Here is a 12361-nt window from a genome sequence, read left to right as displayed (position 1 = left end):
GATGTAAATAGTGATGGAGGAGAATGTGATGCCCGAAGCGAAAGATGGTGGCTGGTCTACCTATCACCCTTCGAAAAAGCTGTGGATCTGGTCGACCGTAAGTTCCTCGTTACTTACCATGGTCGTTGGCTTCACAGTGGGAGGGTGGACCACCCCGGGAGGGTCAGAGGTGTTGGCGGAGCAGGCGGTCAGAAAGGCCCGCGCAGAACTCATATCCGAAATCTGTGTTCACAAATTCGTTTCCGCGGCCAATGCTGACGAGAATTTGAAGGAACTCAAATCTAAGTCCGTCTGGGAGCAAGACGACTTTATTGCCAACGGAGGATGGGCGACAGTGGCCGGTTTGTCAGAACCGGTTCCAAAGGCCGTGGATGCATGCGCCGATGCGCTGATGGATCTGAAGGAATTGCCCTTGAAAGAGGACGCGCAAACCAGCAGCTGATCTCGTGTAGGCTCGGCCGGCGGATGCGTCGGTGGCGATCTCAAGAGCGCCGCTGCCTTTTTGCACGCCTGCCAAGGAAATGGCGGGCAGCCTATTTGGTTCTGTCAGGTGATTTTGTCGCGACTGGCAAGCTTTCCGCGCAGATACCGGGTGGCCTCATAGATGATTGTCCCTTCATGATCGACGACGGCTTCCCAGACGCGGTTTCCCAGGTGGCATTTGACGTGGTTCAAACCGGCCTCCTCGTTCAGCCCGAGTTCGACGCATGTGGAAATCAGGCCGAGATGCCGATAGCGATCGAATTCGTCCGCCGTGAGACCGAACTGGTCTGCGATATACTCTATCTTTACGACGAGATTGTCGGGGGAAGGTGTGCAGAGCCGACGGCCTTTGTTGCCTGTCACGACCTGACCTTCCAACTCGTCCGCGAGACGTCACTACCCGGCGCCTCCACATTATGCCGGTTCTCAACTCGCGGCACAGAGCCTCCCTCGACGAGCACCGTGCCACCGTTGTTGATCAGGCTGCCGTGTACGATGCCATAGACAACTGCAGTTGCGCCTTTCTCGACGACCAGATTGCGCCCGACCGTGCCGAAAAGCTCGAGCCTATGGCCCGACGGCACTATCCAATTTCCTGTAATCGCGCCATAGAATCTGACGTCTCGTGGAAGTTCAATGGAGCCTTCGATGAACGTGTCCAGGTCGTCCAATTGTACGCCCTCGCCGTGACATGATTAAGCAATACGATTCGCGAGCGGGGCAGCTTATTGACCGATGCCCTCGCATCGCGAATCTCCTCCTCCCTGGAGTTCTACAATCTATATATCATAGCATGATATAAATAAAGGATCTATTGGATGCCTTCCGCTACTCGTGTCCGATCAGCTGCGAAAACCGGTAACAGTGATGATGAAACGCTCGACCCGGGCGTATTCGAAGGACTTGCCGGCATCAGATTGGCGATGCGCCGCTTTCTCTCCTTCAGCGAGACGGCGCTCGCGGCCGTCGGGGTAACAACGCAACAGTATCAAGCTCTGCTGGTTATCAAGGTCTCAAGGCAGCGCGGGATCCGGGTTCGCGAAATCGCTGACGAGTTGCTGATACAGCACAACGGCGCTGTACAACTTGTCGATCGTCTTGAAATTGCGGGGCTTGCTGTTCGAACCCCCTCGGTCGACGACAGGCGCAGTGTTCTCGTTTGCCTGACGCCCAGAGGCGAGCAGGTGCTGGAAGGACTCGCCAGGAAGCACCTGGGCGCCATGTTGGAGAACGAACCTTTGCTGGTCGAATCGCTCGCACGGTTGCGCGATCTGGCGCACACGACCGGTGGCACCGAAGCGTGAGCTCAGGATCGTATTTGATCGCCGATTAGTTGCCCGAGCGATCATGCGGATGCGTCCGCACAACCGTTCCACGGAGAAACAGACTTCTTCCTTGCATTGGCGTGCCTTCATTGGCACAAGGCTTGGGAAGGTTGTCGCTTTAGTCGCAGCGATCCGCCAATGGTTGGCGGCACGATTGGGTTGCGAAAATGCTGGGACGAGATGACCTCATGCGGAGGGATGGGCGTTCGCGATGTCCTGCATCCGCCTGATGCGCAGAAAGGAACGACATGCCCGTCTCCGGCCGAAAATCGAAGATCATGCGTCGTTCCCGTGTCCTTCTTGGATCCAGGCGTCTTTGGCGAACCAGGTTGGTTTTTTGGCTGGGTGCCTTGGCAATCGGCGTGGTCAGCGTTGGTTTTGCCGAACTCGCTGATCTCGCCCAAGGCGCATTCGTGAGCGTGTCATCAACTGGGCGGTGGGGGTTTCTTCTACCGATCGCGTTAACGCCCGCCGGCTTCATGCTGTCGGCCTACCTGGCGATCAAGCTCTTTCCCAACTCACAAGGCAGCGGGATCCCCCAGGCTATTGCCGCGCGGCACCTGCCAGAAGGGGACCGTCCGCGCCTTCTTTCCCTGAAAATCGCCTTTGGCAAAATCGCACTGACAGTGCTTGGGCTCTTTTCAGGGGCGTCCATCGGGCGCGAGGGACCGACAGTGCAGGTCGGGGCCTCTATCATGCTTACCGTTGCGCGTCTTGGGGATATGCAGCAAGCACGCGGTCTTATCCTGGCCGGCTCCGCAGCGGGTATCGCGGCCGCCTTCAACACGCCTCTTGCGGGCATTGTGTTCGCTATCGAAGAGATGAGCCGGACTTATGAATCTCGTGCCAATGGAGTGGTGCTAACAGCCGTGATCCTGTCGGGCCTAGCAGCCTTAGGCCTTTCCGGCAGCTACAGTTACTTCGGAATCGCGACTGCTGCCCCTACGCAATTGCGCGACTGGGGGCTCGTTCTTCTTTGCGGCATTGGCGGAGGGGCACTAGGCGCCGGTTTCAGCGGCTGCGCGCTGTACGCTGGCCAACGCGTGCGTCGGTGGGCCCACCCGGCGCCGCTAAAGCGCATGGTCCTGTTGGCCGGTATTTGCGGCCTCGCGGTTGCGGCGATCGGCATATCCTCAGGCGGGATGACCTTCGGTACGGGGTACGAGCAAGCACGGCACGCGGTTGAAGGCAATGCGGTTCCACCGATGTTCTTTGCGCAAAAGCTCGCCGCGAGCTTTCTGTCCATGATGTCGGCGATTCCTGGAGGCATATTTGCCCCGTCGCTTGCTGTTGGTGCAGGGCTTGGGAGCACGATTGGATCCGCTTTGGGTTCAAGCATTACGCTTGCGGCAATACTAGGAATGGCCGGCTACTTCGCCGGCGTGGTGCAAGCCCCAATGACGGCGTTCGTCATCATTCTTGAGATGACCGGCGCACACCAGGCGGTCGTTCCGATCATGGCGGTTTCGATGCTTGGCTACCTGACCTCGCGGTTGCTGTCGCGCGATCCGCTATACCACGGCCTTTCGCGGGTGTTTATCGCGGCGGCGATCAGAGCCCGGCGTGCAACGGAGAAATCGACAGATTCGACCACACACGCGATCTGAAAGGCGCGACAAGTGTGCAGCAATCGTGAAGGGAAGTGATCGTCTGCTCGCTCCTGCGATCTTGTCTCCCGGTCGATTGTCGCCAACACTGGTCTCATCGAGATGCAATCTTGCGTAAAGGAGCTGTTCGCACCGAGTTTCAGACAGTGGCCCAGACGAGCAGTGGCAAAGAAAGTGCTCCGTGGTGGTCGGATTGGGGGGTATGTATGCATAGCCATGAGTTTCACTGGGAACGAGAGTTGATCGTCAAGGAGCCATGTCACGACAAGCGTTCCGTCTTTCAAGCGATCGCGTCGAACATTTCGGAACGAACCGGCGTCGAAATGCGCGCCATATTCGAGCCGCTCCTGGAGCGAGAGGCGCTGGGGTCCACTGGCTTTGGCGGAGGTTTTGCCTTGCCGCACGCCCTCATTCCGAAGCTGCGCGATCCTGCAAAGCTGCTGATGACCTTGCGGCAAGGTGTTGAATTCGATGCGCCGGATGAACGTCCCGTCGACATTTTGCTCGCGGTTCTATGGCCCCTTGATCGACAGGACGAGTTTTTACCTGCGCTTGCCGGGTTTTGCCGGCTGTTCAGATCCGACCGCGTGTTGAAGGGACTTCGCAACGCCAACACCAAGACCGAAGCGATGATCGTTCTGCAGCCGCCTGAGGTAGTCACAGATCGTATTTTGGTTGATCCTTAAACCAAGAGTTTCAGTGGGCTCTCGTCGGCTCGCGGAGATGGCCAGGCCAACCAAATGAACCCGCAGATTTCATGGAGCCCTCTGACCGTGGGCGCCTCAGCCTTCACAATCCCGTGAAAACTAAGGGTTCGGCTGGGCTAATTAGCAGTTTTGTGGCTATTATATGGCCGTGCACAAAAAATTATTCCGACAACATCATATTTTTAGGCATGAAAATTTAGAGATTTCCGGATACTGGCCCGTCGCTTTTGCCGACGGGCCGCATTTCCGATGCAGCCGCAGTGCCCGCTTGATATCTGCTGTTTAACCCTTTGGTTCCTGAGGCCGGTTTCAAGATTACAATCTCGCCAAACGGCCGACATGGACAATGTCCTGTCCGAAAAGACATCTCGGGTTTCAACAGTCCCTCGCGGAGCGCGAAAACAGTCTTAATTCAGGGGGAGGGGCGATCGGCGTATTGTTCCTCAATGCAATCACGAAGCCGAGCAGGGCTTCTATCGTTGCTGGCTTCGCCGGTTTTGAGACTACCCCGATGGACCATGAAAAGGCATCGCCCAGTGCTTCTGGATTTCCAGTGACCATAACGACTGAAACCGCGAACTCCTCGCTTAGATATTGCGCCACTCGGGGTCCTGTGGCGCCGTCGGCAAGATTGACATCCACCAGCGCGATCTCGGCCCGCGGTGCGAAAATTCTGGCGCTCTCGAAGCTCCGCGCTATCCCCGCTACACAATAGCCAAGCTGATTTGCGATGGATTCGAGTTCCATCGCGATCAATGGATCATCCTCTACTATCAAGATACGCTGAATCATTAGAGCCCCCTGCGAATGACCGAACGTTTCGCTGTCAAGCAAGAGCGGCCGACGTCCATTCTGGTAAACCAGGCGAGCCGCGTGTTCACCTAGCGGTCCGCCGTTGGACATATTCTCGAATCATCAATAAATATCACAGTATGATATATGTAAGGTTGTATTTTGAGAATATGTGAAAATGGCCGTTAGCAAGTTGCTGTCACTGAGTTTCCTGATCCTGCTTGTCAGCGCCCCAACGCTTAGTATTTCCAATGCCAAACCCTCTGACGCGGCTTCCAACTGGACGAGAAAGGGGCGAGAGAGCGGTCTCCCGGTTCCAAGATTTGTGTCGCTGAAAGCGGATCGCGCACGTATGCGCATAGGTCCAGCCTTCGAATATGCGATTGAGTGGCTGTACCAGGCACCGGGTTTGCCGTTGGAAATCATCGAAGAATATGGACACTGGCGCCAGGTTAGGGATTGTGATGGCATCACCGGCTGGATGCATCGATCACTCCTCTCTAGCACGCGCACGGCAATGGTCGGACCATGGCTCCAAAGCATGGAGCCTCTTCGAGAGCGACCGCGCAAGGGTGCGTCGGTGACCGCGAAACTAGAGCCGCGGGTACGGGTTCAAGTCTTGACCTGTTCACGCGCATGGTGTCGCGTCTTTACGCAGAGGGGCGGGGTCGCCGGCTACATCCAAAAGTCTTCTCTTTGGGGCGTATACCTTCAGGAGACAATAGACTGACGGGGCCGACTTCGATCGCAGAACACACCAATTCGGGTGGCACGGCTACGGTTGTGGCGATGGCCGCGTCGGTCAAACTTATCGATACGTGAAATAGACAACAATGCTGCCGATCACCTGCACCAGCCCGATCACGACACAAGCGCCAATCAGGATCGGCTTCCACCAGGGTTTGGTCCAATTGATCTTTCGCTTCTGCATTTCCTCGCTCTCATCGTCAATTATCGGTGCTTACGGCAGATATGTGGTCAGATCGACTTGAGCCTGACCCGCTGCTCAAGTTTCTCCGCGTCTTCCTTGCGTTCGCTGTATCGGTCGACGAGATAGGCCGACGCGTCGCGCGTCAGAAGCGTGAACTTCACCAGTTCCTCGCAGACGTCGACCACGCGGTCGTAGTAGGAGGACGGCTTCATGCGGCCGTCGGCGTCGAACTCCTGGTAGGCCTTGGCAACCGACGACTGGTTGGGGATGGTGATCATGCGCATCCATCGGCCAAGCAGCCGGAGCGTGTTCACGGCATTGAAGGACTGGGAACCGCCCGACACCTGCATGACGGCGAGGGTCTTGCCCTGGGTCGGACGGATCGACCCGATCGAGAGCGGGATCCAGTCGATTTGCGCCTTCATGATCCCGGTGATCGCGCCGTGGCGCTCCGGGCTCACCCAGACCTGGCCTTCGGACCAGGTCGAGAGTTCCCTGAGCTCCTGGACCTTCGAGTGGCTGATAGGCGCATCGTCCGGCAGCGGCAGTCCGGAAGGATCGAAGAAGCGCACCTCGGCGCCGAAGTGTTCCAGCAGGCGCCCGGCCTCCTCGGCCAAAAGCCGGGAATAGGACACTTGGCGCACCGACCCGTAGAGGATCAGTACGCGCGGCGGATGGCTCGAGAACGGCGACCGAAGCGAGTCGATATCGGGCTTTCTAAGGAGGCGCAGATCGGCGGCGGGAAGATCAGACAATGCGGCGCCCCTCCTCATCGAGAACCGTCTCGCCGTCTTCCTTGGTGAACGCGCTCTTGAACGCTTCCGCCGGCAGGATGTCGAGCACCGCCTCCGATGGCCGGGCTAGTCGCGTGCCCATCGGCGTGACGACGAACGGCCGGTTGATGAGGATGGGGTGTTCGAGCATCGCCGTCAGGAGCTGGTCGTCGGTGAGCGTCAGATCATCGAGGCCGAGATCCGAATAGGGCGTTCCCTTTTCGCGGATTGCCTCGCGAACCGTAAGTCCGGCGTCGCGGGTCATCTCGGCAAGCTGCTCCCGGCTCGGCGGGGTCTTCAGGTACTCGACGACGGTCGGCTCGATGCCGGCGTGGCGAATGAGCGCCAGCGTGTTGCGCGAGGTCCCGCAGGCGGGGTTGTGGTAGATGGTGACGTCCATGGTCATTCGGCTCCTTCGGCAATTATTGCCGACGTTGGGATGTTTCGGTCGGTGAGCATCCAGCCAACGATGGCCATGGCGACCAGCGCGCCGAGGACCTCGGCGACGATAAAGGCCGGCACATCCGTCGGACGGATGCCCGCAAATGTGTTGGAGAAGGCGCGGGCGATGGCGACGGCGGGATTTGCGAACGAGGTGGACGCCGTGAACCAATAGGCTGCGGTGATGTAGAGACCGACGAGCCACGGTATGGCGTCACTGCGGAAACGCAGTCCCGTCAGGATCGTCAGAACAAGCCCGAACGTGGCGACCGCTTCGGCAATCCACTGACCCGTACCTGTGCGAATGGTTTCCGATACCTGGAACAGGGGCAGGTCGAACATCGCATGGGCGATCACCGTCCCGACGACACCGCCGGCGACCTGCGCGGCAACAAAGAACGCTGCAGCGGATGGCTCGATCTGGCGCCGGGCCGCAAACACCATGGTGACAGCAGGATTGAAGTGCGCGCCGGAAATTGGGCCGAGGATGCTGATCAGCACGACGAGGATTGCGCCCGTCGGTATGGTGTTGCCGAGCAGCGAGACCGCGACGTCGTCAGAAAGATGGTCGGCCATGATCCCTGAGCCGACGACGGTAGCGACCAGGATGGCCGTGCCGAGGACCTCGGCGGCAAGGCGGCGTTTGAGATCGAACGTCATTGTTTCAGCCGGCCTTCGGGACGTTGCGGCCGATCTCGTCGAGCCTTTTCTGCAAGGCGAGCTTGTCGAGACTGGGCATCGGCAGGCTGACGAAGATCGAGATGCGATTGTTGAGCATGCGGTAGGCCTCGGCGAAGGCGAAATGTCGTTCAGCCTCGCTGCCTTCGGCCGCCGCCGGATCGGGCACGCCCCAGTGCGCCGTCATCGGCTGGCCCGGCCAGACCGGACACGCCTCGGCGGCGGCGTTATCACAGACAGTGAAGACGAAGTCCATTGGCAGTGCACCGGATGCGGCGAACTCGTCCCAGGCCTTCGATCGGGCAAAGGACGTGTCGTAGTTCAGCCCCTTGAGAAGCTGCAGAGCAAACGGATGCACTTTCCCCTTCGGCTGCGAGCCTGCTGAATAGGCCTTGAACTTGCCCGTGCCGAGCCGGTTGAGGATGGCTTCGGCAATGATCGAGCGGGCGGAGTTGCCCGTGCACAGAAAAAGGACATTGTAGACTTTGTCGCTCATGCGCGTTCTCCAGTTTTGCTCAACAGGCCTGTGTCTCCTCCCCGGGAGCGCAGCAGGGGGTCAGGTCGGAAATCAATGGTGCGCAGAGCGTGGCGTTGCCGCCGCAGCAGTCCTGCAGCAGGTAGAAAATGACGGCGCGGAACCGATTGAGGTCGACATGGTAGATGATCGAACGGCTTTGCCGCTCGCCCCGGACCAACCCCGCCTGCGACAGCGTTGCCAGGTGCGCCGACATGGTGTTTTGCGGCACATCGACGAGCCTGGCCAGTTCACCCGCCGGCACACCTTCGGGTTCGCGCTCGACCAGCAGGCGGAACGTGCGTAGGCGCGTCGGTTGGGCAAGGGCGGCGAGCGCCGCGATCGTCTGATGATCATCCATGTATCCAGAATAATGGATATACATGACAAATTTATGACATGAGGTCTGGACTGCCCGTGCCCAAATTCAACCGCTGAAACGCCTTCAGGAGAACCGGGCTCCGGCTGGAGGGATCGCCTGCGCAACAGCGGATCCGTGGAGGGAGGCACTCGGAATCGAGCACGGACTCCCAGGGCAGAGTGACCGGCAAAAACGGAGGAGGCTTTTTTATAGCTCGGCAACGCGGAAGCAGCCTGCAGGCAGTATGTCCCGCGCAAATTGGTGCGAGCAGACGTTCAACTATTGTCAACAACAGTTGAGCGTCTGTTAGAAATGCAGAAAGTGTGCATAATTGGCAAATGAGAACAATCAGTTATTGAGACTGATCGCGAGTTGGCCGGGTGCCATCTTCGTCAAAGCAGCAAACTATCACTGAATGCAGGGAGAATTCGACAACAATCCAGGGAGGAAGAACAATGAACAAAGGGAACGTATCGCGTCGAGAGTTGCTGGGAGCATCGACGCTTGTCGGAGCAACTGCGATTGGCGCTCTTGCTGCGCCGCCCGTGCTGGCCCAGGCCCCAACCGTCATCAAAATGCAATCATCCTGGCCCGCGTCGGATATCTGGATGGATTTTGCTCGCCAGTACGTCGAACGGGTCGAGCGAATGTCCGGCGGACGCCTGAAATTCGAACTTATGCCCGCCGGCACGGTTGTCGGCGCGTTTCAGGTGCTCGACGGCGTCAATGACGGCGTGATCGACGCAGCCCACACCGTTCCGGTCTATTGGTACGGCAAGCACAAGGCAGCCTCTCTTTTCGGTACAGGGCCGGTATTCGGCGGCAGCGCAACCACCATGCTCGGATGGTTCCATCAAGGCGGAGGCAAGGACCTCTACCGGGAACTCACCCAGGACATCATGGGTCTGAACCTCTATGGTTTCTATGGCTTTCCGATGCCTGCGCAGCCGTTCGGCTGGTTCAAGAATCCGGTCGCGACCGTGAACGACGTCAACGGTCTCAAATATCGTACGGTCGGGCTTGCCGCCGATCTCATGCAGAACATCGGCATGAGCGTTGCTCAACTTCCGGGCGGCGAGATCGTGCCGGCGATGGAGCGGGGCGTCATCGACGCTTTCGAATTCAACAACCCGTCGTCGGATCTACGGTTTGGTTCGCAGGATGTCGCCAAGAACTACATCCTGTCGTCCTATCATCAGGCGAGCGAATCCTTCGAGTTCCTCTTCAACAAGGATGTATTTGACGACCTTCCCGACGATTTGCAGGCGATCCTCGAGTATGGCGTGGAAGCCGCAAGCACCGCGAATACCGCATCCGCGATGGACAACTACTCAAGCGACCTACAAAAACTCCAGACTGAACATGGCGTAACCGTGCATCGCACGCCCAAGGAAATCCTGGATGCGCAGCTGAAGGCCTGGGATGAGATCATCCCCACGCTTGAAGCGGATGCGTTCATGAAGAAGGTGCTCGACAGTCAGCGGCAGTGGGTTGAGAGGGTCGTATATTACGAGTTGATGAATTCGGCCGATCTAGCACTCGCCTACGAGCATTATTTTCCCGGAAAACTGAACCTCGGAAAATAAGTCGTAAGGGCCCGGAGTTCCGGGCCTCCTTCTGATGAACGGGATGGGGGCCTCTATGCTGCGTTACATCGCATTCGCCGACGACTTGTCGGCGTGGTTCGGCAAGGTATTCGCATGGGGAATCCTCATCATGGCCTTCGGCGTCGGCTATGAGGTTGTCGCACGCTATCTCTTCCGTGCTCCGACCCCGTGGGCCTTCGATCTGAGCTACATGCTCTATGGAACGCTGTTTATGATGGCGGGAGCCTATACCCTATCGCGTGATGGCCATGTGCGCGGCGACTTCATCTACCGGCTCTGGAAACCGCGCACGCAGGCCAGGTTGGAACTGGTGCTGTATTTCATCTTCTTCTTTCCGGGTATAACCGCACTTGTCTTCTCGGGCTGGAAGTACGCCGAGCGCAGCTGGCGCTACCTGGAGGTCAGTTCCAACAGCCCGGCCGGTGTGCCGATCTTCCAATTCAAGTCCGTGATCGTCGCCGCCGGTATTCTTTTGTTCCTGCAAGGCGTGGCGCAGGTCTTCCGCTGCATTCTCTGCATGCGGACGGGAGAGTGGCCGAAAGCGGCCGAGGATGTCGAAGAACTGGAAAAGGTGCTGCTGGAGACGAAAAGCCTGGACGTGCTCAAGTCCGACGAAGAGGGCTTTCTTTCGTCGCGGAAACTTGACTCTGGACGCGAGCCACGGGATCGGGACCCCCAATGACGGATGCACACATCGCCGTCGGGATGCTTCTCATCCTGATCCTTGCCATCTTCCTCGGTTTCCCGGTGGCTTTCACCTTGATGGCACTGGGTGTCGGCTTCGGATACTATGCCTACTACGATGCGGCCCGCATGTGGCGCGCCTACGATCGCGCGCTCGAATCCGGCGCCGACACCTTCACGCTGGCGGAGACCTGGGTTGGTGGCTTCTTCAACAACCGGATTTTCGATCTGTTCGTCAACCAGACGTATTCGGTGATCCAGAACGATGTGCTGACGGCCATTCCGCTGTTCCTGTTCATGGGATATATCGTTGAGCGGGCCAACATCGTCGACCGGCTGTTCTCGACCCTCTACCGCGTCACGCACCGGGTGCCAGGCTCGATGGCGGTCGCTGCCCTGGCCACCTGTACGCTCTTTGCCACCGCTACCGGCATCGTCGGGGCCGTGGTGACGTTGATGGGGCTGCTCGCCCTGCCGGCGATGCTGAAAGCACGATACGATGTGCGGTATGCGACAGGCGTGATCTGTGCAGGTGGCACGCTCGGCATCCTGATCCCGCCTTCCATTTTGCTGATCGTCTATGCGGCCACCTCCGGAATCTCGGTCGTGCGCATGTACGCGGCGGCGCTCCTGCCCGGCATCATTTTGGCAGGTTTTTATCTTGTCTATGTGGTCGGCCGCGCAATCCTGCAGCCGCACCTGGCGCCGCGGCCAACGAAGGAGGACGTTGGGCAGCATACGCCGGTCCAGCTCGCCTGGATGATGCTTACATCCTTTGCGCCGCTCACCTTTCTTATTTTTGCGGTGCTCGGTGCCATTCTCTTCGGCCTGGCGACCCCGTCGGAAGCCGCCGCAATCGGTGCGTTGGGTGGGCTTGCGCTTGCGGCCGCCTATCGGGCTCTCACCTGGCAGCGATTGAAGGAGTCGGTCTATCTGACGGCGCGAACGACCGCGATGGTCTGCTGGCTGTTCGTCGGTTCAGCGACCTTTGCGTCGGTATTCGCCTATCTCGGCGGTCAACAATTCATCAGTGATTTCGTGACCAGCCTGGATATGTCGCCGCTGATGTTCCTGATCTTGGCCCAGATCATCATCTTCATTCTCGGCTGGCCCCTGGAATGGACTGAAATCATCGTGATCTTCATCCCGATCTTCATTCCGCTGTTGCCGCATTTCGGGATTGACCCATTGTTTTTTGGCGTCCTCGTAGCAGTAAACTTGCAGACGGCGTTCCTGTCGCCACCGATGGCGATGTCGGCATATTACCTGAAGGGAGTTTCGCCCGCGCATGTTAAGCTGACCGACATCTTCCGCGGCATGATGCCCTATATGTTAATCGTCGTATTCTGCATGGTCGTCATCTATCTGTTCCCGAGCATCGTCTACATGCTGCCGGATCTACTCTATGGAGGGCCGAGATGATGCGTTTCTCGGCCCAGGAATCGATTAGGAAAGACC

At 58.4% G+C, this 12361-nt stretch carries 17 protein-coding genes; 8 read left to right on the top strand and 9 right to left on the bottom strand.

What is annotated here, in order from left to right; genetic code table 11:
- The first annotated feature begins 28 nt into the window (after positions 1–28).
- On the top strand, positions 29–442 hold the full coding sequence (locus tag L981_RS15675) for a hypothetical protein (protein WP_043617809.1): 414 nt from the start codon (positions 29–31) through the stop codon (positions 440–442).
- A gap of 104 nt (positions 443–546) precedes the next feature.
- On the opposite strand, the gene L981_RS15670 is transcribed toward L981_RS15675, so the two are convergent.
- Positions 547–846: a DUF6522 family protein gene (locus L981_RS15670; protein WP_082006044.1), complete on the bottom strand. Its 300-nt coding sequence runs from the start codon at positions 844–846 to the stop codon at positions 547–549.
- The gene (locus L981_RS33850; protein ID WP_082006043.1) at positions 843–1154 is read right to left on the bottom strand and encodes a hypothetical protein; all 312 of its coding nucleotides are present in this window, start codon (positions 1152–1154) and stop codon (positions 843–845) included. The genes L981_RS15670 and L981_RS33850 overlap by 4 nt, the downstream gene beginning before the upstream one ends.
- Positions 1155–1301: 147 nt before the next feature.
- Between L981_RS33850 and L981_RS15660 the strand changes: the two genes are divergently transcribed.
- The 3 genes from L981_RS15660 (at position 1302) to L981_RS33845 (ending at position 4101) form a co-directional block, all read left to right on the top strand.
- A complete protein-coding gene (locus L981_RS15660) occupies positions 1302–1787 on the top strand; it encodes a MarR family winged helix-turn-helix transcriptional regulator (RefSeq protein WP_043617802.1) in 486 nt (161 codons plus the stop codon).
- A gap of 269 nt (positions 1788–2056) precedes the next feature.
- A complete protein-coding gene (locus L981_RS15655; RefSeq protein ID WP_043617796.1) occupies positions 2057–3415 on the top strand; it encodes a chloride channel protein in 1359 nt (452 codons plus the stop codon).
- 239 nt (positions 3416–3654) lie between these two features.
- On the top strand, positions 3655–4101 hold the full coding sequence (locus tag L981_RS33845; RefSeq protein ID WP_245281643.1) for a PTS sugar transporter subunit IIA: 447 nt from the start codon (positions 3655–3657) through the stop codon (positions 4099–4101).
- A 396-nt stretch (positions 4102–4497) separates the two neighbouring features.
- Here the strand turns inward: L981_RS33845 and L981_RS15645 are convergent, their stop codons facing one another.
- Positions 4498–4914: a response regulator gene (locus L981_RS15645; protein ID WP_043617900.1), complete on the bottom strand. Its 417-nt coding sequence runs from the start codon at positions 4912–4914 to the stop codon at positions 4498–4500.
- A gap of 178 nt (positions 4915–5092) precedes the next feature.
- Between L981_RS15645 and L981_RS15640 the strand changes: the two genes are divergently transcribed.
- Positions 5093–5644 carry an SH3 domain-containing protein gene (locus tag L981_RS15640; RefSeq protein ID WP_043617795.1) on the top strand — a complete coding sequence of 184 codons (552 nt, stop codon included), beginning with the start codon at positions 5093–5095 and terminating at the stop codon, positions 5642–5644.
- Positions 5645–5722: 78 nt separating this feature from the next.
- Here the strand turns inward: L981_RS15640 and L981_RS35810 are convergent, their stop codons facing one another.
- From L981_RS35810 to L981_RS15615, 6 genes are read right to left on the bottom strand one after another with little or no spacing between them, the layout of a single operon-like run.
- Entirely contained in the window at positions 5723–5845 is a 123-nt protein-coding gene (locus tag L981_RS35810; protein ID WP_256364284.1) for a hypothetical protein, read from the bottom strand.
- 47 nt (positions 5846–5892) lie between these two features.
- Positions 5893–6618 carry an arsenical resistance protein ArsH gene (gene arsH, locus L981_RS15635; protein WP_043617794.1) on the bottom strand — a complete coding sequence of 242 codons (726 nt, stop codon included), beginning with the start codon at positions 6616–6618 and terminating at the stop codon, positions 5893–5895.
- Positions 6593–7018, bottom strand: a complete 426-nt coding sequence (arsC, locus tag L981_RS15630; protein WP_043617790.1) for an arsenate reductase (glutaredoxin) — start codon at positions 7016–7018, stop codon at positions 6593–6595. The genes arsH and arsC overlap by 26 nt, the downstream gene beginning before the upstream one ends.
- A 2-nt stretch (positions 7019–7020) precedes the next feature.
- On the bottom strand, positions 7021–7719 hold the full coding sequence (locus tag L981_RS15625) for an MIP/aquaporin family protein (RefSeq protein ID WP_043617784.1): 699 nt from the start codon (positions 7717–7719) through the stop codon (positions 7021–7023).
- Between the two features lie 4 nt (positions 7720–7723).
- Entirely contained in the window at positions 7724–8233 is a 510-nt protein-coding gene (locus L981_RS15620) for an arsenate reductase ArsC (RefSeq protein WP_043617780.1), read from the bottom strand.
- 19 nt (positions 8234–8252) lie between these two features.
- Entirely contained in the window at positions 8253–8612 is a 360-nt protein-coding gene (locus L981_RS15615) for a helix-turn-helix transcriptional regulator (protein WP_043617898.1), read from the bottom strand.
- A gap of 455 nt (positions 8613–9067) precedes the next feature.
- Between L981_RS15615 and L981_RS15610 the strand changes: the two genes are divergently transcribed.
- The 3 genes from L981_RS15610 to L981_RS15600 are packed head-to-tail and all read left to right on the top strand — an operon-like array spanning position 9068 to position 12325.
- Positions 9068–10198 carry a TRAP transporter substrate-binding protein gene (locus L981_RS15610; RefSeq protein ID WP_043617773.1) on the top strand — a complete coding sequence of 377 codons (1131 nt, stop codon included), beginning with the start codon at positions 9068–9070 and terminating at the stop codon, positions 10196–10198.
- A gap of 55 nt (positions 10199–10253) precedes the next feature.
- Positions 10254–10901, top strand: coding sequence for a TRAP transporter small permease subunit (locus tag L981_RS15605; RefSeq protein WP_043617767.1), 648 nt, complete (start codon positions 10254–10256; stop codon positions 10899–10901).
- A complete protein-coding gene (locus L981_RS15600) occupies positions 10898–12325 on the top strand; it encodes a TRAP transporter large permease subunit (protein ID WP_043617764.1) in 1428 nt (475 codons plus the stop codon). Before L981_RS15605 ends, L981_RS15600 begins: the two co-directional genes overlap by 4 nt.
- Positions 12326–12361: the final 36 nt, after the last annotated feature.

This window comes from Ensifer sp. ZNC0028 (genome assembly GCF_000799055.1).
Taxonomy (GTDB): domain Bacteria; phylum Pseudomonadota; class Alphaproteobacteria; order Rhizobiales; family Rhizobiaceae; genus Ensifer.
Note: the sequence above shows the minus strand (reverse complement) of the source record. Positions and strands in the feature narration are given on the sequence as shown.

Bases quoted from the DNA above. Each gene is read 5' to 3' on its own strand.
- L981_RS15675 (WP_043617809.1), top strand. From the start codon at position 29: ATGCCCGAAGCGAAAGATGGTGGCTGGTCTACCTATCACCCTTCGAAA.
- L981_RS15660 (WP_043617802.1), top strand. From the start codon at position 1,302: ATGCCTTCCGCTACTCGTGTCCGATCAGCTGCGAAAACCGGTAACAGT.
- L981_RS15655 (WP_043617796.1), top strand. From the start codon at position 2,057: ATGCCCGTCTCCGGCCGAAAATCGAAGATCATGCGTCGTTCCCGTGTC.
- L981_RS15645 (WP_043617900.1), bottom strand. From the start codon at position 4,914: ATGATTCAGCGTATCTTGATAGTAGAGGATGATCCATTGATCGCGATG.
- L981_RS15640 (WP_043617795.1), top strand. From the start codon at position 5,093: ATGGCCGTTAGCAAGTTGCTGTCACTGAGTTTCCTGATCCTGCTTGTC.
- L981_RS35810 (WP_256364284.1), bottom strand. From the start codon at position 5,845: ATGCAGAAGCGAAAGATCAATTGGACCAAACCCTGGTGGAAGCCGATC.
- arsH (WP_043617794.1), bottom strand. From the start codon at position 6,618: ATGAGGAGGGGCGCCGCATTGTCTGATCTTCCCGCCGCCGATCTGCGC.
- arsC (WP_043617790.1), bottom strand. From the start codon at position 7,018: ATGGACGTCACCATCTACCACAACCCCGCCTGCGGGACCTCGCGCAAC.
- L981_RS15625 (WP_043617784.1), bottom strand. From the start codon at position 7,719: ATGACGTTCGATCTCAAACGCCGCCTTGCCGCCGAGGTCCTCGGCACG.
- L981_RS15620 (WP_043617780.1), bottom strand. From the start codon at position 8,233: ATGAGCGACAAAGTCTACAATGTCCTTTTTCTGTGCACGGGCAACTCC.
- L981_RS15615 (WP_043617898.1), bottom strand. From the start codon at position 8,612: ATGGATGATCATCAGACGATCGCGGCGCTCGCCGCCCTTGCCCAACCG.
- L981_RS15610 (WP_043617773.1), top strand. From the start codon at position 9,068: ATGAACAAAGGGAACGTATCGCGTCGAGAGTTGCTGGGAGCATCGACG.
- L981_RS15605 (WP_043617767.1), top strand. From the start codon at position 10,254: ATGCTGCGTTACATCGCATTCGCCGACGACTTGTCGGCGTGGTTCGGC.
- L981_RS15600 (WP_043617764.1), top strand. From the start codon at position 10,898: ATGACGGATGCACACATCGCCGTCGGGATGCTTCTCATCCTGATCCTT.